Origin of the sequence: Pseudomonas sp. GM_Psu_1 (genome assembly GCF_026544185.1) — a bacterium.
In the GTDB taxonomy this organism is placed as follows: Bacteria; Pseudomonadota; Gammaproteobacteria; order Pseudomonadales; family Pseudomonadaceae; genus Chryseomonas; species Chryseomonas oryzihabitans.
In genome coordinates, this window is the sequence record NZ_JALNUX010000004.1 from 410,610 (window position 1) to 433,177 (window position 22,568).

Genomic DNA, 22,568 nt, shown 5'->3' on the forward strand with positions numbered 1-22,568 from the left:
GCTAACCATAAGCCCTGCGGTTCCACGTCGGGCACCTGATGAGACCCTGACCATGTCCGCAGACGATTCCGTCCCGGCCCGCCGCGACTTCCTACGCAAGTCCCTGAGCCTGATTCCCGTGGTCGCCCTGGCGAGCGGTGCCCCCTCGGGCCTGGCCCTCGCCGCGCCCACCCCTGAAAGCAAGCCGGGCAGCAGTCCGCGCGCCGACCACTATCAACCGGTGTTCTTTACCGCCGAGGAATGGGCCTTCGTGCAGGCCGCGGTGGCCCGGCTGATTCCGGCGGACGACCTGGGCCCGGGCGCGCTGGAAGCCGGTGCGCCGGAATTCATCGACCGGCAGATGCAGACCCCCTACGCCCGTGGCGGCCTCTGGTACATGCAGGGCCCCTTCGCCGCCGATGCCGCGCCGGAGATGGGCTACCAGAGTCGCCTGGTACCCCAGGACCTCTATCGCCTGGGCATCGCCGCGGTGGATCGCTGGGCCCGCCAGCAGCACGGCAAGGTCTTCGCCGAGCTGGCACCCGCCGCGCAGGACGCGGCCCTCAAGGCGCTGGAAAGCGGTGAGGCCAGCCTGGACGGCGTACCGGCCAAGCTGTTCTTCGCCCAGCTGCTGCAAAACACCCGGGAAGGCTTCTATTGCGACCCGCTGCATGGCGGCAACAAGGAACTGGTCGGCTGGAAGCTGGTGAATTTCCCCGGTGCCCGCGCCGACTTCATGGACTGGGTGGAGCGCGACGAGCGCTATCCGCTGCCCCCGGTCTCCATTCGCGGGGAGCGCGGTTGATGGCCAAGGTATTGCCCAGCAAGCAGGTAGTGATCGTCGGCTTCGGCTGGACGGGGGCCATCATGGCCAAGGAACTGACCGAGGCCGGCCTGGACGTGGTGGCCCTGGAACGTGGCAGCTACCGCGACACCTATCCCGACGGCTCCTACCCGCAGGTGATCGACGAACTCACCTACAGCATCCGCAAGAAGCTGTTCGTCGATGTCTCCAAGGAAACCGTCACCATCCGCCACAGCGTCAACGACGTCGCCCTGCCCAACCGCCAGCTCGGCGTCTTCCTGCCTGGCGATGGCGTGGGCGGCGCCGGCCTGCACTGGTCGGGGGTGCACTTCCGCGTCGACCCGGTGGAGTTGCGCCTGCGCAGTCATTATGAAGAGCGCTACGGCAAGAAATTCATTCCCGACGGCATGACCATCCAGGATTTCGGCGTCAGCTACGCCGAGCTGGAGCCCTACTTCGATTTCGCGGAAAAGGTCTTTGGCACCTCGGGTACCGCCTGGAGCATCAAGGGCCAGGTGGTGGGCGACGGCAAGGGTGGCAATCCCTATGCGCCGGATCGCTCCAGCGATTTCCCGCTGCCGGCGCAAAAGAACACCGTCTCGGCGCAGCTGTTCGAGAAGGCCGCGCGGGAGGTGGGCTATCACCCCTACAACCTGCCCTCGGCCAACACCTCGGGGCCCTACACCAACCCCTACGGTTGCCAGATGGGCCCCTGCAACTTCTGCGGCTATTGCAGCGGCTACGTCTGCTACATGTATTCCAAGGCCTCGCCGAATCTCAACATCCTGCCGGCGCTCAAGCAGGAGCCGCGCTTCGAGTTGCGCAGCCAGGCCCATGTGCTCAAGGTGAACTTGGACAGCACCGGCAAGAAGGCCACCGGGGTGACCTACCTGGACGCCCAGGGCCAGGAGCTGGAGCAGCCGGCCGACATCGTCATCCTCGCCGCCTTCCAGTTCAACAACGTGCGCCTCATGCTGCTGTCGGGCATCGGCCAGCCCTATGACCCCAAGACCGGCGAAGGCGTGGTCGGGCGCAATTTCGCCTACCAGAACATGGCCACCATCAAGGCCTTCTTCCGCCAGGACCAGCACCACACCAACCCCTTCATCGGCGCAGGCGGCAATGGCGTGGCGGTGGACGACTTCAACGCCGACAACTTCGACCACGGCCCCCACGGCTTCGTCGGCGGCTCGCCCATGTGGGTCAACCAGGCCGGCACCCGGCCCATCGCCGGCGCGGCCAATCCGCCCGGCACGCCCCAGTGGGGTAGTGCCTGGAAAAAGGCCCAGGCCGGCTACTACAACCACCAGCTGTCGATGGACGCCCACGGGGCGCACCAGTCCTATCGCGACAACTACCTGGATCTGGATCCCACCTACCGCGACGCCTATGGGCAGCCGCTGCTGCGCATGACCTTCGACTGGAAGGACAACGATATCCGCATGACCCGCTTCATGGCCGCCAAGATGAAGAAGATCGCCGAGGCCATGAATCCCGAGCACATCAGCGTGTCGGTCAAGGATTTCGGCGGTCACTTCAACACCGCCAGCTACCAGACCACCCACCTGAACGGTGGCGCCATCATGGGCACCGACCCCAAGACCAGCGCGGTCAATCGCTACCTGCAGAGCTGGGACGTGCACAACGTCTTCGTACCGGGCGCCTCGGCCTTTCCCCAGGGCCTGGGCTACAACCCCACCGGCCTGGTGGCGGCCCTGACCTACTGGTCGGCGCGGGCCATCCGCGAGCAGTACCTGAAAAATCCCGGCCCGCTGGTGCAGGCATGAGAGGCGCGCCCATGATCCTTCGCACCCTCGCGACCCTGCTGCTGGGCAGCGGCCTGGCGCTGGCGGCCCAGGCCGCCGAAGACACCGACCTGGCGCTGGTCAAGCAAGGCGAATACCTGGCCCGCGCCGGCGACTGCGTGGCCTGCCACACGGCGCCGGGTGGCCAGCCCTTCGCCGGCGGCCTGCCCATGCAGACGCCCATCGGCACCCTCTATTCCACCAACATCACCCCGGATCGGCAGACCGGCATCGGCGACTACAGCTATGCCGACTTCGACGCCGCCATCCGCCAGGGTATCGCCAAGGAGGGCCATACCCTCTATCCGGCCATGCCCTACCCCTCCTATGCCCGGGTCAGCGAGGGCGACATGCGCGCCCTCTATGCCTACTTCATGCACGGCGTGACGCCAGTCGAGCAGGCCAATCGCGACAGCGACATCCCCTGGCCGCTGTCCATGCGCTGGCCGCTGGCGATCTGGCGCCAGCTGTTCGCGCCCGAGGTGGTGCAATTCCAGCCCGCGCCGGACCAGGACCCGGTAGTGGCCCGCGGCGCCTACTTGGTGGAAGGCCTCGGCCACTGCGGCGCCTGCCACACCCCGCGTGCCTTCACCATGCAGGAGAAGGCGCTCTCCCCCGCCGACGGCAAGGATTTCCTGGCCGGCAGCGCGCCCCTGGAAGGCTGGATCGCCAAGAATCTGCGCGGTGATCACCGCGACGGCCTGGGCAGCTGGAGCGAGGAACAGCTGGTGCAATTCCTCAAGACCGGGCGCTCCGCCGACAGCGCGGTGTTCGGCGGCATGACCGAGGTGGTGCAGCACAGCCTGCAGTACCTGAGCGACGCCGATCTGCAAGCCATCGCCCGCTACCTCAAGACCCTGCCGGCCAAGGATCCGCACGACGCGCCCTTCCAGGCCGACGGACGGGCCGCCGCAGCGCTCTGGCGCGGCGACGACAGCGCCCGTGGCGCCCAGGTCTATGTGGACAACTGCGCCGCCTGTCACCGCACCGACGGCCAGGGCTACGACCGGGTGTTCCCGGCGCTGGCCGGCAATCCGGTGCTGCGCACCGCCGACGCCAGTTCGCTGATCAACATCGTGCTCAAGGGCGGCACCCTGCCCGGCCTGCACACGGCGCCGTCGACCATCGTCATGCCGCCCTTCGGCTGGCGGCTGAACGATGCCCAGGTGGCCGACGTGGTCAGCTTCATCCGCGCCAGCTGGGGCAACGCCGCCGCCCCGGTCAGCGCCGCCGACGTCGCCAAGTGGCGCACCGATGACAACCGCACCACGTCCGGTGATGACCTGGGCCAGGCGTTCGGTCACCAGCAACCCGCTCCGTCGCCCGCTGGCGGCGACACCCCGGCAGGGGCGCACTGAGTCCCTGCCAGACTGACGCTCGGTCAGTCTGGCAGCAGCTCGTCGAGTGCCAACGACCATCAAGCCCATCGCCGACCGACGGGCTTGCGCGGTTGGCATCGATCCTGCTAGCTTGATCGGGTTAGTACCAAGCTGACCCCAATCGCTGGACGCCTTTCCGCTCGTTGTAGCAGCGCGAAATCAGCGTCACCCGGATCGACTGATCCCTCGATTGCTCAGGATCTGCCGCCGCGGCCTCTGAATCTCGTGCCCGGCCGGTTGCCTGCCTTCCCAAGTACTTACCTGCATGCCTGGGCGTTTCGCCCACACGCTGCCTTCCTCCAGCCAGAGATTCAGCCGTCGGCCGTCATGGGTACGAGGTTGCTGGAGTTATTTCACCGCGCCGACTGAGCGTGGATCCCAAGGATAGTTATATGAACATTCAAAACCAGGCCATCGCGGCCATGCAACATCTCCAGGCGGCCTTTGCGCCGTTCCACTGCATCACCACCCCGGCTTCGCGCAAGGGCGGCTTCAGCTTCACCGTGGTCGACGAGCGCGGCGTGGCCTGTCGCAGCGAGCGCCTCTACCCCGAGCAGTACAGCGCTGCCGACGGACTGGAGCGCGTCATCGCCCGTACCCGCCGCGCCCTGGCCGCCTGAGACGCGCTACGAGTGCCGGACGCATCACGGATTCCGTGATGCCCATGCCGGCCGCCTCCATCTGCGGTATGTTTGGCACAGCTTCGCGTAGGCGTGAGCCAAACAATGAATCCCAAGATGGAGGTCGCATGTCGCAAGTCGTATTCATCCGCCATGGCCAGTCGGCGTGGAACCTGGAAAACCGCTTCAGTGGCTGGGCGGATGTGGATCTGACCGAACAGGGGATCCGCGAGGCCCACGAGGGCGGTCAGGCACTCAAGGACGCCGGCTTCCTCTTCGACGTGGCCCACGTCTCGGTGCTCAAGCGCGCCGTGCGCACCCTCTGGCACGTGCAGGAAGGCATGGACCAGATGTGGTTGCCAGTGGTGAGCGACTGGCGCCTCAACGAGCGTCACTATGGTGGCCTGACCGGACTGAACAAATCCGAGACCGCCGCCAAGTACGGCGAGGAACAGGTGCTGGTCTGGCGCCGCAGTTACGACGTGCCGCCGCCCGAGCAGAGCGTCGAGGAGCAGCAGGCGCTGGCCGCCGATCCGCGCTATGCCGGTCTGTCGCTGGATCAGGTACCGCGCACCGAATGCCTCAAGGATTGCGTCGAACGCGTCCTGCCCTACTGGAACGAAGTCCTGGCGCCGGCCATTCGCAGCGGCCAGCGCGTGCTGGTGGTCGCCCATGGCAACTCCATGCGCGCCCTGATCAAGTACCTGGACAACATCTCCGACAGCGACATCGTCAGCCTCAACATCCCCAACGGCGTGCCGCTGGTGTACGAGTTCGACGAAGACCTGAAGCCTACCAAGCACTACTACCTGGCCGACCCGGACGAGGTCGCCGCCAAGATGGCCGCGGTGGCCAATCAGGGCAAGGCGAAGTAAGAGGCCTTTGGTATGGCTGCTTCCACGAAGGCGTGGAAGTAGCCGTCTGATCGCGGCCATGGGCCGCTCCTACAGGTTCCCAGGTTGACCGTAGGAGCGGCCGCATCGGCGGACCGTCATGGCCGCGATCACCCATGTGCCTGGCGTTTTCCACAACCAAGGGTCACCGTCGAACGGTGGATAAGGCTGGCGCCGTTATCCACCCTACGGCCTCAGGTGCGACGCTCCGGGCGCTTCACCACCCGCGCCTCGCCCAGCACGCCCTCTTCTTCCGCCTGGGCCGCCTGGATTTCCTCGTCACCTTCCACCCCGCCATCGCCCGGGGTCTTCTCGCCCTTTTCCTTGCCGTCGTCGCTGTGGTGCTCGATCACCGCATTGATCTCCGCGCCGAACAGCAGCACCGCGGACGACAGATAGAAGTACAGCAACAGCACGATGATGGCGCCGATGCTGCCGTAGGTAGCGTTGTAGTTGGCGAAGTTCTGCACGTAGTAGCCAAAGCCCAGGGACGCCAGGATCCAGACCACCACCGCCAGCACCGAGCCGGGGGTGATGAAGCGGAAGTCCTGCTTCACGTCCGGGGTGACGTAGTAGAGCGCCGCCACGGCGATCATCAGCAGGGCCACCGCCAGCGGCCAGCGGATCAGTGCCCAGAGGGTCACCATGTAGTCTTCCAGCCCCACGTAGGCAGCCAGCCAGTTCATCACCTGAGGCCCCAGCACCATGAGCGCGGCGGCGCTGAGCAGGATTCCGGCGAGGCCGATGGTATGCAGCAGCGACAGCGGAATGCGCTTCCAGGCCGGACGGCTTTCCACCACGTCATAGGCGCTGTTCATGGCGGTCATCAGCGAGCGGAAGCCACCGGAGGCGGACCAGAGCGCGACGATGATACTGAAGGACAGCAGCCCGCCCTTCTGCGTCTGCAACTGGTCGATGATGGGATTGACGGTGTCCAGCGCCGTGACCGGCAGCAGGTAGGCGGCCTGTTCGCGCAGGAAGGTAAAGAAGTCCGGCAAGTGCAGGAAGCCGATCAGGGCGATCAGGAACAGTAGGAAGGGAAACAGCGAGAACAGCATCTGATAGGCCAGCGCTGCGGCATAGGTGGGCATGTCGTCGGCCACGAATTCCTGGACGGCACGCTTGATGAGGGTGAACGGCGAAACGCCGCGCAGGCTGAAGGCAAACAAGGACATAACGGCTCCTGACGAACGTTCCTCACGAAGGATTCCTGGGGCCGGCCTGCACGGCCTGCGCCCGGCGGCTTTGCAGGTCCGCCCTACCTTCAGAGTGGCAGCGGCCGGGTTGGTTGCGCCCTGACGTCAGAAGCCGGACCCCGAGGCATCCCGGCAGGCAGCGACTTCGGCGGCGGTAGGCGTGCGGATTTCCTCTATCCCGCGGCTTTCGTCGAAATCGATGTAGCCGGCGGCGGCGAATTCGCGCAGCCAGCCATCCATGGGCCAGAGTCCCCAGCGCGCCTGGAAGCGCCGGGCGTTCTCCAGGATGCTGGCGAAATGGTTGAGCGGTGGGTGATAGGTCGGATGGTACTGGTGGAAGGCCCGCGCCTCGGCCTGGTAGACCGGCACCCCCGCCGCGCGGGCGCGAAAGGCGAAGTCGGTGTCCTCGCCACCATAGCCGCGATAACCCTCATCGAAGCCGCCAATGCGGCCGAAGGTGGCGCGGGTACAGGCGAAGTTGAGCGACCAGAACAGCGGGTGGGGAATCGCCTCGCCAGGCGGACGATCCCGGTGCAGGGGATGGACGACGCCGCTGGCGCGCAGCTCTTCCGGCGTCCAGTCACCTTCCGCGACGCCTGCCGGCAAATAGTGGACGAAGCCCTGGTGCAGGGCTTCGGGGTGGGCCGTTAGCGCCTCCCGGTAGGCGTCGAGCAATTCCGGCGCGGGGATGCAGTCCACGTCGAGAAACACCAGCTCCTCGCCTGGCGCGGCGGCCACGGCGGCATTGCGCGCAGCGGCCAGGGGCAGGATGCCGTCGCCCTCGACTCCGTGCACCTGGATCGGAAAGCGTGGGCTGTGCCAGGCGCGCGGTGCCTCGTTCATCTGCACCACCACCAGGGCCGCAGGGGGGGTCGGCGCCCGCTCCAAGCCACGGATGAGATTGGCCAGTTGCCGCTCGCGGCCATGGACCAGGGTCAGGACGATCATGCCAGCACCTCGTGGGCGACCTGTCGAATACAGGCAGCGGCGCGCCGGGCGCCCTCGCCATCGCTTACCGCCGCCCAGCGCTCGGGATCGAGTTCGCGCGCCCTGGCCAGCAGCCCCGGCCAGTCCTCGTCGGCGGGCCAGCTTTCGCAGGTGATCGCCAGGTCCTGGGCGGCCAGCAGGCGCCCGGTGGACAGTTGCTCGTCGAAGGGCCGGGCATCCGGCAGGCAGAGGAAGCGGCAGCGCAGGTCGGCCAGTTCCGCCACCAGGCTGTCACCCGCCGAGCCGACCACCAGCTCGGCGCGGGTCAGCCAGGGTGCGGGATCGGCCACGCTGCCCAGAAAAGTCAGATTGGCCGGTGCCTCGATGGCGTCCTCCAGCACCGGCCCCAGCACCGTCCAGTGCCAGGCGGGACAGGCGCGGGCGGCCGCCACCAGGCGCGCGCGGCTGAAGGCGGTGCCGCCATGGCCGGCGATGACGGTGATCGTGCCGGGCTCGCGCCCGCGGTCGGCCCCTTGCCCGGCATAGCGCGACAGGCTGCCGGCATAGCAGGTCTTGGCCCGCCAGACGGCCGGGGTACCCGGCTCTTCCAGGCAGTCCGGATAGGGTGCCAGCAGGCGACTGGCACTGGCGTAGGCCAGTTCGTGGGCGGCATCGAAGCGACTGCCACGCTGGCGCAGATAGATCGTCGGCACGCCGCACAACCGGGCCAGCAGCGCCACCTCCACCGAGACGTCGACCACCAGCAGGCAGGGCCAGGCGCGGCGAAACCAGTCCACCAGCAGGCCCATGCGTTCGCGCAGCCCTGCCACCCCCAGCGGGGCATAGTGCAGGCAGGCGAAGGCTTCGCCTTCGACGCCCGCGGCCACGTCGGGCGGCAGCGGGCAGAGCTGGACGTTGGGCAGCGCCACCCGTTCGGGCAGGCGACTGCCGAACAGGGTCAGGGGACCGTCGAAGGCCGCGGCGATGGCCAGGGCGCGGGTCACGTGGCCGGCGCCGTGATGGTGGGCGTAGTAGCCGACGTTCAGCTCAGTCACGGGCGGTCTAGCCACGGGCAGTCTAGCCACGGGCGACTCGGCCGGCGGCGACATCGGCGAGCAGGCGCTCGTAGCGGTCGATCATCAGCTGGTGGCTCCACTGGGCCTCGGCCCGCGCCCGGCAGGCCTCGCGGGACAGCGACAGGGCTTCGCGCAGGGCCGCCGCCAGCGCCGGCACGTCGCCTGGCGGGGCGAGGGCGCCGGTCTCGGCGGTGAGCAGTTCCGGCAGGGCGCCGCGGGCAAAGGCGGCGACCGGCGTGCCACAGGCCAGGGCCTCGGCGACGATCAGGCCGAAGGGTTCGTCCCAGCAGGGCGTGACCAGGCAGGCACGGGCCTGGGCGACCTCGGCCGCCAGGGCGGTACGGTCCAGGTGACCGAGGTAGACGGCTCCGTCCCCCAGGCGGGGTTCGATCTCCTGGCGGAAATAGCGCTCGTCGGTGGCCTGGCCGGCCAGGCGCAGGGCCACACCGGCCTCGCGTGCGGCATCCAGCGCCAGGTGCGGCCCCTTGTCCGGCACCAGGCGGCCGAACCAGAGGGCATGGTCGCCGATCGGCGTCTCGCGCGGGCGCCAGGCGTCGAGGTCGATGCCATTGGGAATCACGTGGCAGGCCGGCGCGAGGTGCGCCCAGTTGTCGGCATTGGCCTGGGACACCGTGCAGTAATGGCCGCCACCGCGCTTGTGCAATTCGCCGAGGGCGTTGATCAATTCGAAGAACGGCGGGGTGTGCAGCACCGTGAGCATGGGGGTGCGGATCAGCCCGGACATGGTCACCGGCACATAGTGCAGGGCGTTGTTGAAGATGACGTCGAAGCCGTAGCCATCGATGCGCTGCATGCAGTCCAGATAGCCGTGGTGCTCGTCGAGGTATTCGGAGCTGAGCACGTTGCGCTTGCGCCGGCAGCCGTCCGCGCCGTAGTTGCCGTCGTCGAGGATGGGCACCACCTCCAGCTCCGGCGCCGAGGCCGAACTGGCGAACAGCGTCACCGCATGGCCACGCTCGCGCAGCTGCAGGGTGATGTCGTAGGTGAAGGCTTCGAGACCGCCGGCGAACGGCTGGCGTACCGGGTGTTTCACGTGGGTAAGAATGCCTATGCGCATGGAACCGTCCGCCTGCTGTTGCCTGTCATCCCACCGTCCTTATCGCGAGCCGCTGGTTGATAGGAGTCTCAGCGACGGGAATTGGTTGTGCGCTTCGTCGTGAAAGCCGCACGGCGGGCAAACCGCGGAACCCTGCCGGGGGTCAGCCTTCCTGGACCCGTATTCCCAGCAGACGACGGAGGTTTCCATGCGTTATGAACTGCACTACTGGCCCAGCATCCAGGGCCGCGGCGAATTCGTCCGCCTGGCGCTCGAAGAAGCCGGCGCACCCTATCTGGATGTCGGCAACGCCCCGGAAGGCGAAGGCCTGGGTGTACCCGCCCTGGAAGACTATCTGCAAGGCAGGAAGACCCGCCGCCCGCCCTTCGCCCCGCCCTTTCTCAAGGCCGGTGACGAGGTCGTCTCCCATGTCGCCAACATCCTCCAGTTCCTGGGGCCGCGGCTGGACCTGGTACCGGCCGACGAGGAAGCCCGCTTCTGGGTGCACGGCCTGCAGCTGACCATCACCGACCTCACCGCCGAGGCCCATGACGTCCATCATCCGGTGGCCATCTCCCTGACCTACGAAGAGCAGCAGGATGAAGCCCGGCGCCGCGCCAAGGCCTTTGCCGGCGAACGGATCCGTACCTACCTGAGCTATTTCGAGCGGGTGCTGGGCTACAACCCGGCGGGTGACCATTGGCTGGTGGGCGACCAGCGCTCCTATGTCGACCTGTCGCTGTTCCAGGTGGTGGCCGGCCTGACCTATGCCTTCCCCAACGCCATGCGCCGTCTGGCACCGGAAATCCCGCGGGTGCTGGCCCTGGCCGAGCGAGTGGCCGCGCGACCCAACATCGCCGCCTACCTGGCCTCGCCCCGCCGCCTGCCCTTCAGCGAGAACGGCATCTTCCGTCACTATCCGGAGCTGGATCCGGCCTGACGGGCAAAAGAAAAGGCCGCCCGGGGGCGGCCTTTTCGTCACGGCTGGACTCAGGCGCGGTCGATGGTGTTCTTGACCGCTTCCTTGCCCTTGCCGACGTTCTTCTGCAGCTTGCCTTCGGCTTCCTGGGCACGACCCTCGCCTTTCATGCGCGAGTTGTCGGTGGCTTCGCCGATACCTTGCTTGACCTTGCCGGCCACTTCTTTGGCGGTACCCTTGATCTTGTCGCTGGTGCTGCTCATATCAGTCTCCTTGGGATCGCACAGGCAGTGCGCTTGTAAAATCCGACTGCGGCTCTAGCCGGGTGGTTTCGACCATTCGTCGCACAGCGCAGCGGCAATCCGCGCCAGGAAGCTTTGGGCAGCGGCGCTGGAAGCCTTTAGACTTCCCGCCCTTTTTCGTGAGCGACCGCCCAGGCGCCACCCCTCGCGGGAACGTTGCGCAGGGGCCGTCTCTCCAATTGCCACACCCTACACAGGAGAATCCTGATGTCGCTGAGCCAATTCGACAACCTACCGGGCGTGACCGCCCAGCCCGACGCCGCCACCCGCGAGTTCGTCTTCAACCACACCATGCTGCGGGTCAAGAACCTCGAGACCTCGCTGGACTTCTATACCCGCGTGCTGGGTTTTACCGTGGTCGATCACAAGGATTTCCCGGACGCCAAGTTCAGCCTGACCTTTCTCGCCCTGGTCGACCGCAACCAGGTGCCGGAAGAGCCGGAGGCCCGCCAGCGCTGGCGCAAGTCGACCCCGGGCATCCTCGAGCTGACCCATAACCACGGTACCGAGAACGACGCCGAATTCAGCTACCACAACGGCAACAGCGATCCGCGCGGCTTCGGCCACACCTGCGTAGCGGTCCCGGACATCCGCGCCGCCTGCGAGCGGTTCGAGCAACTGGGCGTCGCCTTCCAGAAGCGCCTGACCGACGGCAGCATGAAGGAAATCGCCTTCATCAAGGATCCCGACGGCTACTGGGTCGAAGTCATCCAGTTCACCCCCCTGTCCTGATCCCCGCGGGCCCGGCGTCCGCCGGGCCCCGTCCTGCTGAAGACATCCGACGACTTTTCAGCGCTTAACTGATACCGACCGGCTCCAGGCCATCGACGCCTGCCCGGGCCTTTGGCGTACTGCTGGCGAAAAGCCTTACCAAAGTCGTATTGCGCACCCCAGCCAGCGACGTCGCCAGAGAGCCCACCATGAAAAAAACAACAAGAATCCGTACCGGGATGTACAGCGTCCTCAGCCTGTTCGTCGCCTGCCTGCTGCTCGCCTGCCTGTACGGCTGGATCAGCGCCCGGACCAGTGCCCAACAGATCCGCGACCTGGATAGCCTGACGATGGAGCAGCTGGACCGGGTCAACAACGCCGCCACCTGGATCAGTCGCGCCAGCGCCAACTCCCATACCGCCATGCTCGACCGCGTCAACGGCGATGCGGCCAAGGCCGAGAAAGGCGTGAAGCTGGCCCTAGAGCGGCTGGACATCGCCCGCAAGCTGATCACCGACATGCAGGCCAACGTCAGCGATCCCAAACTGGTCGGCCAGATCGAAGCCATGCTCAAGGCCTTCGACGCCTACAAGGCCATCGTCGAAGGGCAGATCGCCGCCTGCCGCGCCGGCGACCTGCCTGGCTACATCCGGATCAGCGACGGTGCCAAAGGGGCCAGTACGGCCTTCGCCGACACCCGCCAGGCCTTTACCGACGAGATCACCAGCCGTATCGACGCCACGCTCGCCGCCTCCGACAGCCGCGTGTCCCAGGCCCAGGTCGGCAGTCTGCTGCTGGTCGGCCTGACCCTGCTGCTGGCCGTCCTCTCCGGCTGGTTCATCGCCCGCCGCGTGCTGGCCCCGCTCAACGAAGCCGGCGAGCACTTCGCCGCCATGAGCGAAGGCGATCTGACCCGCCGCATCGAGGTGCGCAGCCATGACGAGATCGGCCAGCTGTTCGCCGGTCTCGCCACCCTGCAGAGTCGCCAGCGCGACACCCTGGCCCAGCTCAATCGCACCGCCGAACGACTCGACGGCGCCGCCCAGGAACTGGGTCAGGTCACCGCCCAGAGCAATCGCACCCTCAATCAGCAGCAACAGGAACTGGAACAGGCCGTGACCGCGGTGACCGAGATGACCGCCGCCGTGGAAGAGGTGGCGCGCAATGCCGCGTCCACCTCGGATACCGCTCGCGAATCCGATCGCCTGGCCGCCGGCAGTCGCGGCCAGGTGGCCCAGGTGCTCAGCGAATTGCAGAGCATGCAGAGCACGGTCAAGGAAAGCGAAACCGTCATCGCCAGCCTGGCGCAGCAGGCCAACCAGATCGGCAAGGTGCTGGACGTGATCCGCGCCGTCTCCGAGCAGACCAACCTGCTGGCGCTCAACGCGGCCATCGAAGCCGCCCGCGCCGGCGATGCCGGTCGTGGCTTCGCCGTGGTGGCCGACGAGGTGCGCAGCCTGGCGCAGCGTACCCGCCAGTCGACCCTGGAGATCGAGCAGATGATCGGCAACATCCAGACCGGCACCGGTCAGGCGGTGACCGCCATCCAGCGCAGCAATACCCTGGCCGGCACCACCCTGGAAACCACCGAGCGCACCGGCCAGAGCCTGGAGCACATCTTCGTCGCCATCGGCGACATCAACGAGCGCAACCTGGTCATCGCCAGCGCCGCCGAGGAACAGGCCCAGGTGGCGCGCGAGGTGGATCGCAACCTGATCAACATCCGCGAGCTGGCGGGCGTGTCCAAGCGCGGCGCCGACCAGATCGAGACCTCCAGTCGCCAACTCGCCGCGCTGACCCACGAGATCCACGGCCTGGCCGCGCGCTTCCGCGTCTGACCCGGCGCGCTCCTCCCCCCGGATACAGGCGCCCCGGGGGGAGGGGCGGCTTTACCCATCTTTACGTTTTCTTGGCATGACGTTGCTGCCGGGACAGGCGAAAATTGGCTCCGGGCGCCAGGCGTGGCGCCGGTTTTCGCTACGGAGCTGCCTGACGTCATGACGACCTGCCCTACCCCGCGCGGCCCGCGCCTGCGCTGCCTGCTGCTGTCCTTTCTCGCCTCGCCCCTGGGCCTGCTGGTACTGCTGACCGGCGTGCTGCAACTGCTCGGCCCCGGCTAGGGCCGCAGCGTCCGACCGCCAAAGCGGACGGACGCGCCAGGATCACAGGCGGAAGCGCGCTACCAGGCCATTGAGGTCCACGGCCAGGCGCGACAGCTCGGCACTGGCGGCACTGGACTGCTCGGCGCCCGCGGCGGTCTGGACCGACAACTCGCGGATGTTGACCAGGTTGCGATCCACTTCGCGGGCTACTTGAGCCTGCTCTTCCGCCGCGCTGGCGATGACCAAATTGCGTTCGTTGATGCCGCCGATGGCGCCATGGATGCGCTCCAGGGCATGACCGGCGCCGCGGGCCACCTCCAGGGTGGACTGGGCACGCTCGGTGCTGCTGCGCATGGCCGCCACCGCCTGATCGGTGCCCTGCTGGATGGTACCGATGGAGGTCTCGATTTCGCGGGTCGATTCCTGGGTGCGATGGGCCAGGGCGCGCACCTCGTCGGCCACCACGGCGAAGCCGCGACCGGCCTCACCGGCGCGCGCCGCCTCGATGGCGGCATTGAGCGCCAGCAGATTGGTCTGCTCGGCCACGCTGCGGATCACGTCCAGCACCTTGCCGATGTCGTTGACCTGGACCGCCAGATCGCCCACCAGGGTGGCACCGTGCTGGACGTCCTCGCTCATGGTGGCGATGGCGCCCACGGTTTCCTGCACCAGATCGCGGCCATCACGGGCCACGCCGGCGGATTCCTGGGACGCCTGGGAGGTGTTGACGGCGTTGCGCGCCACCTCGTCCACCGCCGACGACATCTGGTTCACCGCGGTGGCGGCCTGTTCGATCTCGGCGTTCTGGCGTTGCAGGCCGCGACTGGATTCATCGGTCACGGCATTGAGTTCTTCCGCCGCCGAGGCGAGCTGGGTGGCCGAACCCAGGATGCCTTGCAGGGTATGGCGCAGCTGGCCCTGCATGGTCTTCATGGCCTGCAGCAGGCGCGCGGCCTCGTCGCGGCCTTCGCTGTGGATTTCCTGACTGAGGTCACCGGTGGCGATCACCTCGGCGGCCTGCACGGCGCGGGCGATGGGCTGGGTGATGCTGCGGATCAGCAGCCAGGCGAAGACCACGGTCAGCAGAGCGGTGGCCGCCAGCAGCAGCACCAGCCACTGGATGGCGTGGCTGTAGTCGGCAGCGGACTGCTCGTTGGCCGCAGCGGTCTGCTGGTCGACCAGGTCGGTGAGTTGCTTGAGCACGCCGTTGACCGCATCGGAGTTGGCCAGCAGGTCTTCGTTGAGCAGGCGGCGCAGGGGCTCCAGCTGATCGGCGGCGGAAAACGCCAGCATGCGCTGCTGCAGACCGTCGTACTGGGTGATCAGCTGGCCGTAGCGGCTGTAGGCGGTGCGTTCTTCATCGGACTGGATCAGCGCCTCGTAGCGCTGCTGGGCGGCGCGCATCTGGCCGTTGCGCTGCTGGAACAGCGCCTGGGTCTTGGCGATGATCTCCGGCTCGCGATTGAGCAGCAGGCGATAGGAGAGCACCCGCAGACGCAGGGTCAGGGCGGTCAGCTCGTCGAGCGCGGCCACCCGCGGCATGGCACGGTCTTCGATGGCCAGGCCCGAGGCGCGGATGTCGTTCATCTTGACCAGGGCGGTGCCGCCGAGCAGCAGCAGGAGCAGACCGATAAAGGCGAAGCCGAGCGTGGCACGCCGCGCGATGGAGAGATTGCGAAAGGACATGGGGAGTTTCCGTTGAGCCTGGAAAGCCCCCGCTATCGACCGCCAGTTGCAAATCCTGAGGTCCGTTGTCGGACCGGATTTTTAGGCGGCTATCGAGCAAAGCCAGCAAACCCTTGTCCTATAGGGCATTGGACCTATTGAAAGCCTGGCGAAAGCTCTAGGCTGCGGCACTGTGCCGCAGATCACAGGCCGGACGCAAAGTGGGCGAAAGACGCTCGATGTCTGCCAGCGGCATTGCGTTCACATTTTTGCACATCTCTCGCAAGCCACTGATCGCCAAGGAAAACTCTTCGGCTATCGCGATTCACGTTTTCTTCACGGAGAAAAGCGCGATTCGGCGCCTATATTCCGGCTTCGTGCCGATAAAAGGGCTAAAAGCGCTGATCGTGCAGCGATAATGGCGGGATGATCTCAGTATAAGTTTGAAATATCTTCTGCGTTGTCTGTCACGAGCTATTGTTTCAGCGTGGATTAAGGTTGTGGTCACCAGACTGAGTGACCGGGTGCCAGGACGCTGCCCGACGACGCGATGGACCGCCAGACAATGAAGCCACCGGAGCTCGAGAGAGTCGGGGCGTATCGAGGCGATGCCAGGGGGCGTCTAGCCACTAACCAGCGCTTGCCGCTGCCATTGCGTACTTGAGAAGAGGTCAGAAACAGATGAGCGACAACACGGATACCTTCGGCGCACCCGACGAGGCCCTCCTGCAACTGGTCGATGGTTTCAAGCGTTTCCGCCAGGATGTCTTTCCCGAACAGGAAGCGCTGTTCAAGAAGCTCGCCAGTGCGCAGTCGCCCAAAGCCATGTTCATCACCTGCGCCGACTCGCGCATCGTCCCGGAACTCATCACCCAGAGTTCGCCGGGCGATCTGTTCGTGACCCGTAACGTCGGCAACGTGGTGCCCCCCTACGGCCAGATGAACGGTGGCGTCTCCACCGCCATCGAATACGCGGTCGTGGCGCTGGGCGTGAAGCACATCATCATCTGCGGCCACTCCGACTGCGGCGCCATGAAGGCGGTGCTCAATCCCGATCCGCTGGAAAAGATGCCGACGGTAAAGGTCTGGCTGCGCCACGCCGAGGTCGCCCGTACCGTGGTCGAGGACCATGGTCATTGCGACTGCGGCCACGGCGGCACCCTGGGCTTTTTGACCGAGGAAAACGTGGTGGCCCAGCTGGTCCACCTGCGCACCCACCCCTCGGTGGCCTCGCGCCTGGCCAGCGGTCAGCTGCAGATCCATGGTTGGGTCTATTCCATCGAGACCAGCGAGATCAAGGCGTACGACGCCCAGCAGGAGCGCTTCCTGCCCCTGGATGGCGAGAACATGCCGGTCGCCACCCCGCGTCCGCGTCTGCAGCAGGCCTGATCCACGGTGGCCATCCGGTTCGCCGGATGGCCATTGCAAGACGGGTCAGCCGATCCGTCGCCATAACAGCGCACCGCGCCGGGCGATCCCCACTTGGGGCTCCATCGGGACCGTCCACCCTTTCCGCTAGCCGCCTGAATCCCGAACCGTGTCATACGACGTGATATGACGCGCGGGCACCCCTTTACCTAGTCGCTGGAGGACCAGGACCATGCTTGGCAATCAACAGACCCCGGGGCGCAGCCTGTCGCGCGATGCCCTGGCCTCACTCGTGGTGTTTCTGGTCGCCCTGCCGCTGTGCATGGGGATCGCCATCGCCTCCGGCATGCCGCCGGCCAAGGGCATCATCACCGGCATCATCGGTGGCCTGGTGGTCGGCTTTCTCGCCGGCTCGCCGCTGCAGGTCAGCGGTCCGGCCGCCGGCCTGGTGGTGCTGGTGTTCGACCTGATCAACCGCCACGGCATCGAGGCCCTGGGCCCGGTGCTGCTGCTGGCCGGCCTGCTGCAGCTCATCGCCGGCTTCACCCGCCTGGGCGCCTGGTTCCGCGTCACCTCGCCCGCCGTCGTCTACGGCATGCTCGCCGGCATCGGCATCCTCATCGTGCTCTCGCAGCTGCACGTGATGCTGGATGCCAAGCCGGCGGCCTCGGGCCTGTCCAACCTGCTGGCCTTCCCCGGCGCCGCCCTCACCGCGGCAAGCCAGTGGAACGGCAGTGGCAGCGGCGCCCAGGCGGCGCTGATCGGTCTGCTGACCATCGCCAGCATGTGGCTGTGGGAGAAATTCCGCCCGCAGACCCTGCGCTTCCTGCCCGGCGCCCTGATCGGCGTGACCCTGGCGACCCTGGCCAGTCTCTGGCTGGCGCTGGACATCCGCCGCGTGGAAGTGCCCAACAACCTGGCCGACGCCATCGACTGGGTGACCTTTGCCGACCTGGGCATGCTGGCCAATGCCGAACTGGTGGTGGCCGCCCTCGCCCTGGCCTTCATCGCCAGCGCCGAGACCCTGCTCTCGGCCGCCGCGGTGGACCGCATGCACACCGGGCCGCGCTCGCACTTCGACCGCGAGCTGGGCGCCCAGGGTGTCGGCAACCTGCTCTGCGGTGCCGTTGGCGCCCTGCCCATGACCGGGGTCATCGTGCGCAGCTCGGCCAATGTCCAGGCCGGCGCCACCAGTCGCGCCTCCACCATCTTCCACGGCCTCTGGCTGCTGGCTTTCGTCGCCGCCCTGCCCTTCGTGCTCAAGCTGGTGCCGGTGGCGAGCCTGGCCGGCGTGCTGGTGTTCACCGGCGTCAAGCTGGCCGATCCCAAGTCGCTGACCGGGCTCAAGCGCTATGGCCGGACGCCCATGATCATCTATGCCCTGACCGCCCTGATGATCGTCGCCACCGATCTGCTGACCGGGGTGCTGGTGGGCTTCGGCCTGTCCATCGCCTTCCTGGCGGTCAAGGCGGCGCAACTCAAGGTCAGCCTGACCTATCGCGAAGACCAGCCGGACCAGGCCGACCTGCGCCTGGTGGGCGCCGCGACCTTCCTGCGCGTGCCCCAGCTGACCAAGGTGCTGGAACAGGTCAAGCCCGGCACCACCCTGCACGTGCCCCTGGAGCGCGTCTCCTATATCGATCACGCCTGCATGGAGCTGCTGGAGGACTGGGGGCGCACCCAGGCCAGCAATGGCATGCGCCTGGTGATCGAGCCCAAGGCCCTGGAGCGCCGCCTGGAAGGCCAGGCGCCGGCGGGTCAACCGGTCATGCCGGCCCAGGCACCGGCCTGATCCGGAGGGTGGAGCGGCCAGCGGCCGCTTCACCCCCTTCCCTCACCTCAGCGGCGCTGCCGGATCAGAAGTCCGCAGCGCCGTCGCTGATCGCGATACCGGCTTGCCAGAGCCCCTCATCGTCGCTCCGCCTCCTTTCTCCCCGGCCATAAAGTGGACAGAATGTCCACATAGATGGCCAAAATTGGTCGATAAATGTCCAAGTCGGCATCAGTCATCCTACCAACGGCTAATAGTCTGCTAATTAACTTTCGCTCTTCTCGGCTTTGCCTTATAACGCTATCTGGTTCGACTTTTGTCGCACCAACGATCTTTGTGTCGGGCCACCCTCTATCTCGGGGGTAATCGCTTTGCCAGGAAAGCCATGCGACGCCCACACGGCTAAAAATGACTCCAAGAGAGGTAGGTATGCGCAAGCCTGAATTGGCGACTGTGATCGCTGAAAAAGTCGGACTTCCAAAGGAACAAGCCAACGTCGTGCTCAACACGCTGCTGGACGAGATCGCGAATGCGCTGCACCGCAAGGACAGCGTTACCCTGGTCGGCTTCGGTACCTTCCTGCCGCGTCACCGCGGTGCCCGCATGGGGAAGAATCCCCAGACCGGCGAGCCGGTCAAGATTCGTGCGAGCAACACGGTGGCGTTCAAGCCGGGCAAGGCGCTGAAGGACAGCATCGAAGGCTGAGCATGAGGCGGCACGGATCGCCGCTGCAGCCAAAAGGCATCGCCCAGGCGATGCCTTTTTTGTGTCCGCGCAGAAGACGCGGAGCGGGGTGATCAGCCGATGGCGATCATCTCGAAGTCGCCCTTGCCCACGCCGCAGTCCGGGCACAGCCAATCCTCGGGCACATCCTCCCAGCGCGTTCCCGGCGCGATGCCGTCGTCCGGCCAGCCCAGGGCTTCGTCATAGATATAGCCGCACACGATGCATTGCCATTTCCGCATGTTCTGTTATCTCTCAACCGGCTTCAGGTAGCGCGCACGCTACGCGAAAGCCCGGCAAAGGCCAACCGTGCCGGAACCCCGGCGGACGCCCAGGGCTCCATAGGCTGCGCGTGGCAGCTACCCGTCTTCCACCCCGATCAGCTAGGCTGAGTCCATGAATTCCTCGCCATCGCCCATGCCCTGGGCCATCTATTTCGCCGTGCTGGGCAGTGTCATCAGCGTGGGCCTGGCCAGCGGCCTGTCGATGCCGCTGGTCTCGCTGCGCCTGGAAGGCTGGGGCTATGGCAGCTTCGCCATCGGCGTCATGGCCGCCTCGCCAGCCCTCGGCATCCTCACCGGCGCCAGTCTGGCCGGACGCCTGGCCGCGCGCATCGGCACGCCGCGGCTGATGCGACTGTGCCTGATCAGTGGCGCCGCCTCGCTGATCGTGCTCTCGCTGCTGCCCAGCTACCCCTTGTGGCTGCTCCTGCGCCTGGCCCTGGGCGCCATCCTCACCCTGGTCTTCGTGCTTGGCGAAAGCTGGATGAATCAGGTCATCACCGATCGTTGGCGCGGCCGCCTGGTGGCCCTCTATGGCAGCAGCTACGCCCTGAGCCAGCTGGCCGGTCCGCTGCTGCTGGGGGTGCTGGGCACCGAGGGCGACCAGGGCTTCTGGCTCGGCGCCCTGCTCATGCTCGGCGGCGCTGCCCTGCTGCTCGGCCGCCAGGGCGCGCCGGCCGCCGGCGGCCATACCGCGGCCTGGCGAGCGCTGCTGGACTTCTGCCGCGGTGCTCCAGCCATCGCCTGGGCGGTGGCGCTGTTCGCCTGCTTCGAGGCGATGATCCTCACCCTGCTGCCGGTCTATGCGCTCAACCAGGGCTTCGGCCAGCAACTGGCGCTGTACATGGTCAGCGCCGTGGTGGTGGGCGATGCCCTGCTGCAACTTCCCCTGGGCCTGCTCGCCGATCGCCTCTCGCGCCAGGGCCTGTTCCTTGGCTGCGCCCTGGGGCTGCTGGCGGTCAGTCTGGCCCTGCCGCTGCTGCTGCATACCGCGGGCGTCTGGCCACTGCTGGTGCTGTTCGGCGCCACCGCCGGCGGCCTCTTCACCCTGGCGCTGATCCTGGTGGGCGAGCGCTATCGCGACGCCGAACTAGTCAGCGCCAACGCCTGCATCGCCCAGCTCTGGGGCGTCGGCTGCCTGGTCGGCCCACTGGTCACCGGCGCCGCCAGCCAGTGGCTCACCGGCCACGCCCTGCCGCTGCTGATGGCGGCCGGCGCTGCGGTACTGCTGGTGATCGTCGGCCGTAGGGGCAGCGCGCCGACCGTGCAAACGGCAATTTAATACCCAATATCGCGCTATATAAGCTTTTTCAGGCACTATATTGCCGATAATACGTATAGTACCCATAATTATCGGCAGTATATTGCCGGAGGTCTGCCGTGAGTACGCTCGTGGTTCAAGCCTATCTGAGCGGGCATTGGCACGATGCCCTGCGCCTGGTTTTCGATGACCCTGGGCAAGGCCCCCAACAAGGCGCCTGCACCCTCAGCTATCTGGCCGCCTACCTGAGCGATCATCTCGACGATTTCGGCAAGCCGACGGCTGCAGCCGTGAGCGCCAACCTGCCTTTGAGTTGGGAGGTCGAGCGCCTGCCCCATTGGCCCGCGTTTCTCCAGGACATTCTCCCGGCTGGCGCCGCTCGCCGCTTTCTGCTGCCTCGCCTCGGACTGACCGCAGCGGAAGCTGCGCAGACCGACTTTCAATTGTTATCGCGCTGCACGCCAGCGCCCATCGGCCATCTGCGAATTCGTGAGTCGCTGGACGGGCTGGCGCAGACACCCTCCGTGGGCTTTACCCGTGAACAGGTCATCGCTCGCGATCAGGACTTTTTGGAGTATGCCTATGAGCAAGGTGCCGCCATCGGCGGTGCAACCGGGGCAGGTGGCGATGCACCCAAGCTACTGCTGGCCGAAGATGCTCAGGGCTTGCTCCATCCAGATGCCACCCTAGCCGATGACCTGGCCTGTCGACACTGGCTGGTGAAGTTTCCGCGCAACAAAGGCAACGCCACGGACCAGGACATCCTGCGTAGCGAGCACGGCTACTATCGGGCCTTGAATACCCTTGGGCTGGAGACCGTCGCTGAAAACGGACTCGCCCTGGAAGAAGGTCGCCGCCCCAGTCTCTGGCTGCCACGCTTCGACCGCTGCACCGGCCCGCAACACGTAGAGCGTCTGGCCGTTGAATCCCTCTATTCGCTGACTCACACCCTGGTGCCCGGCAGCTATCTGAATCATCTCGACGCCATCGGCGCCCTGATCAGGGTCTGGCGCGCAGCGGGTCAGGACCGCGAGATTCCGGCGCTGCTGGACGACTATCTGCGCCGTGATCTGCTCAATCAGCTGCTGGGCAACAGTGACAACCACGGCCGCAATACCGCCATTCTGCGAGATGAGCATCGCGTGCGCCTGGCGCCTCTCTACGACCTTGCCCCCATGGTCATGGATGAGCAGGGCATCACCCGAACCAGCAAATGGCCAGCGCCCGTCGAGCAGGCGGGAGCTGTCGATTGGTACGCGACCTGTCGGCTGCTGGCCGAGTGGGACGATCCCGAACGGCTGTGGGAAGCACTCAAGCAGAACGCCGAGCAGCTCCGCGCCCTGCCGGACCTGTTGCAGCCGATGCTGCCCCGGGCCACCTGGGAACATCCGCGGATTCCGTTACGGCGTCTGGATAGCTATTTGCGCGAGGCAGGGCTGCTATGAACCTCGATGATCCGGAACTGCGGCAACACAAGCTGGATGATATCCGTGAAGGATTACAGACTGGGCGCCTGAGTCTGGGCACCGGTGTCCGGCGTCTGCGTCGCGACATCACCGGCCTGACCCAGGCTGACTTCGCACGCATGGCCCGTATCTCGCTGCGTACCTTGCGACAATTGGAGCAGGATGAAGGCAATCCCACCCTGGCGACGCTGCAGGCGGTCTTTCGACCCTTCGGCCTGGGAATGGGCGTCGTCCCCCTGAAACGCCATTGAGCCCTACGAAA

The 22,568-nt window shown here is 66.5% G+C and carries 23 protein-coding genes; 16 read left to right on the top strand and 7 right to left on the bottom strand.

Annotated elements, in window-relative coordinates:
• Positions 1 to 52 precede the first annotated feature (52 nt).
• The 5 genes from OXS31_RS09295 to gpmA all read left to right on the top strand — a co-directional run bounded on the left by OXS31_RS09295 (position 53) and on the right by gpmA (position 5,463).
• Entirely contained in the window at positions 53 to 784 is a 732-nt protein-coding gene (locus tag OXS31_RS09295; RefSeq protein ID WP_042135227.1) for a gluconate 2-dehydrogenase subunit 3 family protein, read from the top strand.
• Positions 784 to 2,571 carry a GMC family oxidoreductase gene (locus OXS31_RS09300; protein ID WP_074583479.1) on the top strand — a complete coding sequence of 596 codons (1,788 nt, stop codon included), beginning with the start codon at positions 784 to 786 and terminating at the stop codon, positions 2,569 to 2,571. The genes OXS31_RS09295 and OXS31_RS09300 overlap by 1 nt, the downstream gene beginning before the upstream one ends.
• A gap of 11 nt (positions 2,572 to 2,582) precedes the next feature.
• On the top strand, positions 2,583 to 3,947 hold the full coding sequence (locus OXS31_RS09305) for a cytochrome c (protein WP_186380417.1): 1,365 nt from the start codon (positions 2,583 to 2,585) through the stop codon (positions 3,945 to 3,947).
• A gap of 413 nt (positions 3,948 to 4,360) precedes the next feature.
• On the top strand, positions 4,361 to 4,588 hold the full coding sequence (locus tag OXS31_RS09310; protein ID WP_027598119.1) for a hypothetical protein: 228 nt from the start codon (positions 4,361 to 4,363) through the stop codon (positions 4,586 to 4,588).
• Between the two features lie 128 nt (positions 4,589 to 4,716).
• A complete protein-coding gene (gpmA, locus tag OXS31_RS09315; RefSeq protein ID WP_027598118.1) occupies positions 4,717 to 5,463 on the top strand; it encodes a 2,3-diphosphoglycerate-dependent phosphoglycerate mutase in 747 nt (248 codons plus the stop codon).
• Positions 5,464 to 5,675: 212 nt separating this feature from the next.
• On the opposite strand, the gene OXS31_RS09320 is transcribed toward gpmA, so the two are convergent.
• From OXS31_RS09320 to OXS31_RS09335, 4 genes are all read right to left on the bottom strand, one after another.
• A complete protein-coding gene (locus OXS31_RS09320) occupies positions 5,676 to 6,656 on the bottom strand; it encodes a YihY/virulence factor BrkB family protein (protein WP_267398733.1) in 981 nt (326 codons plus the stop codon).
• A gap of 126 nt (positions 6,657 to 6,782) precedes the next feature.
• Complete coding sequence (locus OXS31_RS09325) at positions 6,783 to 7,625, bottom strand: galactosyltransferase-related protein (protein WP_267398734.1); 843 nt, start codon at positions 7,623 to 7,625, stop codon at positions 6,783 to 6,785.
• Positions 7,622 to 8,659: a hypothetical protein gene (locus OXS31_RS09330; RefSeq protein ID WP_267398735.1), complete on the bottom strand. Its 1,038-nt coding sequence runs from the start codon at positions 8,657 to 8,659 to the stop codon at positions 7,622 to 7,624. Before OXS31_RS09330 ends, OXS31_RS09325 begins: the two co-directional genes overlap by 4 nt.
• Positions 8,660 to 8,681: 22 nt before the next feature.
• The gene (locus OXS31_RS09335; RefSeq protein WP_027600372.1) at positions 8,682 to 9,758 is read right to left on the bottom strand and encodes a glycosyltransferase; all 1,077 of its coding nucleotides are present in this window, start codon (positions 9,756 to 9,758) and stop codon (positions 8,682 to 8,684) included.
• A 187-nt stretch (positions 9,759 to 9,945) separates the two neighbouring features.
• On the opposite strand from OXS31_RS09335, the gene OXS31_RS09340 reads away from it, so the two are divergent.
• Positions 9,946 to 10,677, top strand: coding sequence for a glutathione S-transferase (locus OXS31_RS09340; RefSeq protein WP_027600373.1), 732 nt, complete (start codon positions 9,946 to 9,948; stop codon positions 10,675 to 10,677).
• Between the two features lie 50 nt (positions 10,678 to 10,727).
• Here OXS31_RS09340 and OXS31_RS09345 read toward each other — a convergent pair whose 3' ends face one another.
• The gene (locus OXS31_RS09345) at positions 10,728 to 10,919 is read right to left on the bottom strand and encodes a CsbD family protein (protein ID WP_027598113.1); all 192 of its coding nucleotides are present in this window, start codon (positions 10,917 to 10,919) and stop codon (positions 10,728 to 10,730) included.
• Between the two features lie 246 nt (positions 10,920 to 11,165).
• Here OXS31_RS09345 and gloA point away from each other — a divergent pair, with 246 nt between their 5' ends.
• The 3 genes from gloA (at position 11,166) to OXS31_RS09360 (ending at position 13,789) form a co-directional block, all read left to right on the top strand.
• A complete protein-coding gene (gloA, locus tag OXS31_RS09350) occupies positions 11,166 to 11,690 on the top strand; it encodes a lactoylglutathione lyase (protein ID WP_027598112.1) in 525 nt (174 codons plus the stop codon).
• Between the two features lie 188 nt (positions 11,691 to 11,878).
• Entirely contained in the window at positions 11,879 to 13,507 is a 1,629-nt protein-coding gene (locus OXS31_RS09355) for a methyl-accepting chemotaxis protein (protein ID WP_074583473.1), read from the top strand.
• Positions 13,508 to 13,666: 159 nt separating this feature from the next.
• Complete coding sequence (locus OXS31_RS09360) at positions 13,667 to 13,789, top strand: hypothetical protein (protein WP_255211814.1); 123 nt, start codon at positions 13,667 to 13,669, stop codon at positions 13,787 to 13,789.
• Positions 13,790 to 13,831: 42 nt separating this feature from the next.
• On the opposite strand, the gene OXS31_RS09365 is transcribed toward OXS31_RS09360, so the two are convergent.
• Positions 13,832 to 15,457, bottom strand: coding sequence for a methyl-accepting chemotaxis protein (locus OXS31_RS09365; RefSeq protein ID WP_027598110.1), 1,626 nt, complete (start codon positions 15,455 to 15,457; stop codon positions 13,832 to 13,834).
• 218 nt (positions 15,458 to 15,675) lie between these two features.
• Here OXS31_RS09365 and OXS31_RS09370 point away from each other — a divergent pair, with 218 nt between their 5' ends.
• From OXS31_RS09370 to OXS31_RS09385, 4 genes are all read left to right on the top strand, one after another.
• Entirely contained in the window at positions 15,676 to 15,855 is a 180-nt protein-coding gene (locus OXS31_RS09370) for a hypothetical protein (protein WP_027598109.1), read from the top strand.
• Positions 15,856 to 16,117: 262 nt separating this feature from the next.
• Positions 16,118 to 16,825 carry a carbonic anhydrase gene (locus tag OXS31_RS09375; RefSeq protein ID WP_007161453.1) on the top strand — a complete coding sequence of 236 codons (708 nt, stop codon included), beginning with the start codon at positions 16,118 to 16,120 and terminating at the stop codon, positions 16,823 to 16,825.
• A gap of 211 nt (positions 16,826 to 17,036) precedes the next feature.
• Positions 17,037 to 18,596 (top strand): SulP family inorganic anion transporter, encoded by a 1,560-nt coding sequence (locus OXS31_RS09380; RefSeq protein ID WP_042135214.1) that lies wholly within the window; start codon positions 17,037 to 17,039, stop codon positions 18,594 to 18,596.
• Positions 18,597 to 19,004: 408 nt separating this feature from the next.
• Positions 19,005 to 19,280, top strand: a complete 276-nt coding sequence (locus OXS31_RS09385; protein WP_017639309.1) for an HU family DNA-binding protein — start codon at positions 19,005 to 19,007, stop codon at positions 19,278 to 19,280.
• Positions 19,281 to 19,372: 92 nt separating this feature from the next.
• Here the strand turns inward: OXS31_RS09385 and OXS31_RS09390 are convergent, their stop codons facing one another.
• Positions 19,373 to 19,540: a rubredoxin gene (locus tag OXS31_RS09390; protein ID WP_007161456.1), complete on the bottom strand. Its 168-nt coding sequence runs from the start codon at positions 19,538 to 19,540 to the stop codon at positions 19,373 to 19,375.
• A gap of 175 nt (positions 19,541 to 19,715) precedes the next feature.
• Here OXS31_RS09390 and OXS31_RS09395 point away from each other — a divergent pair, with 175 nt between their 5' ends.
• The 3 genes from OXS31_RS09395 to OXS31_RS09405 all read left to right on the top strand — a co-directional run bounded on the left by OXS31_RS09395 (position 19,716) and on the right by OXS31_RS09405 (position 22,557).
• The gene (locus tag OXS31_RS09395; RefSeq protein WP_145249252.1) at positions 19,716 to 20,861 is read left to right on the top strand and encodes an MFS transporter; all 1,146 of its coding nucleotides are present in this window, start codon (positions 19,716 to 19,718) and stop codon (positions 20,859 to 20,861) included.
• A gap of 98 nt (positions 20,862 to 20,959) precedes the next feature.
• A complete protein-coding gene (locus tag OXS31_RS09400) occupies positions 20,960 to 22,285 on the top strand; it encodes a HipA domain-containing protein (RefSeq protein WP_145249093.1) in 1,326 nt (441 codons plus the stop codon).
• Complete coding sequence (locus OXS31_RS09405; RefSeq protein ID WP_042135209.1) at positions 22,282 to 22,557, top strand: helix-turn-helix domain-containing protein; 276 nt, start codon at positions 22,282 to 22,284, stop codon at positions 22,555 to 22,557. The genes OXS31_RS09400 and OXS31_RS09405 overlap by 4 nt, the downstream gene beginning before the upstream one ends.
• The last annotated feature ends 11 nt before the right edge of the window (positions 22,558 to 22,568 follow it).

Bases quoted from the DNA above. Each gene is read 5' to 3' on its own strand.
- OXS31_RS09320 (WP_267398733.1), bottom strand. From the start codon at position 6,656: ATGTCCTTGTTTGCCTTCAGCCTGCGCGGCGTTTCGCCGTTCACCCTC.
- gpmA (WP_027598118.1), top strand. From the start codon at position 4,717: ATGTCGCAAGTCGTATTCATCCGCCATGGCCAGTCGGCGTGGAACCTG.
- OXS31_RS09305 (WP_186380417.1), top strand. From the start codon at position 2,583: ATGATCCTTCGCACCCTCGCGACCCTGCTGCTGGGCAGCGGCCTGGCG.
- OXS31_RS09395 (WP_145249252.1), top strand. From the start codon at position 19,716: ATGCCCTGGGCCATCTATTTCGCCGTGCTGGGCAGTGTCATCAGCGTG.
- OXS31_RS09380 (WP_042135214.1), top strand. From the start codon at position 17,037: ATGCTTGGCAATCAACAGACCCCGGGGCGCAGCCTGTCGCGCGATGCC.
- OXS31_RS09360 (WP_255211814.1), top strand. From the start codon at position 13,667: ATGACGACCTGCCCTACCCCGCGCGGCCCGCGCCTGCGCTGCCTGCTG.
- OXS31_RS09355 (WP_074583473.1), top strand. From the start codon at position 11,879: ATGAAAAAAACAACAAGAATCCGTACCGGGATGTACAGCGTCCTCAGC.
- OXS31_RS09405 (WP_042135209.1), top strand. From the start codon at position 22,282: ATGAACCTCGATGATCCGGAACTGCGGCAACACAAGCTGGATGATATC.
- OXS31_RS09340 (WP_027600373.1), top strand. From the start codon at position 9,946: ATGCGTTATGAACTGCACTACTGGCCCAGCATCCAGGGCCGCGGCGAA.
- OXS31_RS09385 (WP_017639309.1), top strand. From the start codon at position 19,005: ATGCGCAAGCCTGAATTGGCGACTGTGATCGCTGAAAAAGTCGGACTT.
- OXS31_RS09375 (WP_007161453.1), top strand. From the start codon at position 16,118: ATGAGCGACAACACGGATACCTTCGGCGCACCCGACGAGGCCCTCCTG.
- OXS31_RS09325 (WP_267398734.1), bottom strand. From the start codon at position 7,625: ATGATCGTCCTGACCCTGGTCCATGGCCGCGAGCGGCAACTGGCCAAT.
- OXS31_RS09365 (WP_027598110.1), bottom strand. From the start codon at position 15,457: ATGTCCTTTCGCAATCTCTCCATCGCGCGGCGTGCCACGCTCGGCTTC.
- OXS31_RS09300 (WP_074583479.1), top strand. From the start codon at position 784: ATGGCCAAGGTATTGCCCAGCAAGCAGGTAGTGATCGTCGGCTTCGGC.
- OXS31_RS09370 (WP_027598109.1), top strand. From the start codon at position 15,676: ATGTCTGCCAGCGGCATTGCGTTCACATTTTTGCACATCTCTCGCAAG.
- OXS31_RS09390 (WP_007161456.1), bottom strand. From the start codon at position 19,540: ATGCGGAAATGGCAATGCATCGTGTGCGGCTATATCTATGACGAAGCC.
- OXS31_RS09345 (WP_027598113.1), bottom strand. From the start codon at position 10,919: ATGAGCAGCACCAGCGACAAGATCAAGGGTACCGCCAAAGAAGTGGCC.
- OXS31_RS09310 (WP_027598119.1), top strand. From the start codon at position 4,361: ATGAACATTCAAAACCAGGCCATCGCGGCCATGCAACATCTCCAGGCG.
- gloA (WP_027598112.1), top strand. From the start codon at position 11,166: ATGTCGCTGAGCCAATTCGACAACCTACCGGGCGTGACCGCCCAGCCC.
- OXS31_RS09295 (WP_042135227.1), top strand. From the start codon at position 53: ATGTCCGCAGACGATTCCGTCCCGGCCCGCCGCGACTTCCTACGCAAG.
- OXS31_RS09335 (WP_027600372.1), bottom strand. From the start codon at position 9,758: ATGCGCATAGGCATTCTTACCCACGTGAAACACCCGGTACGCCAGCCG.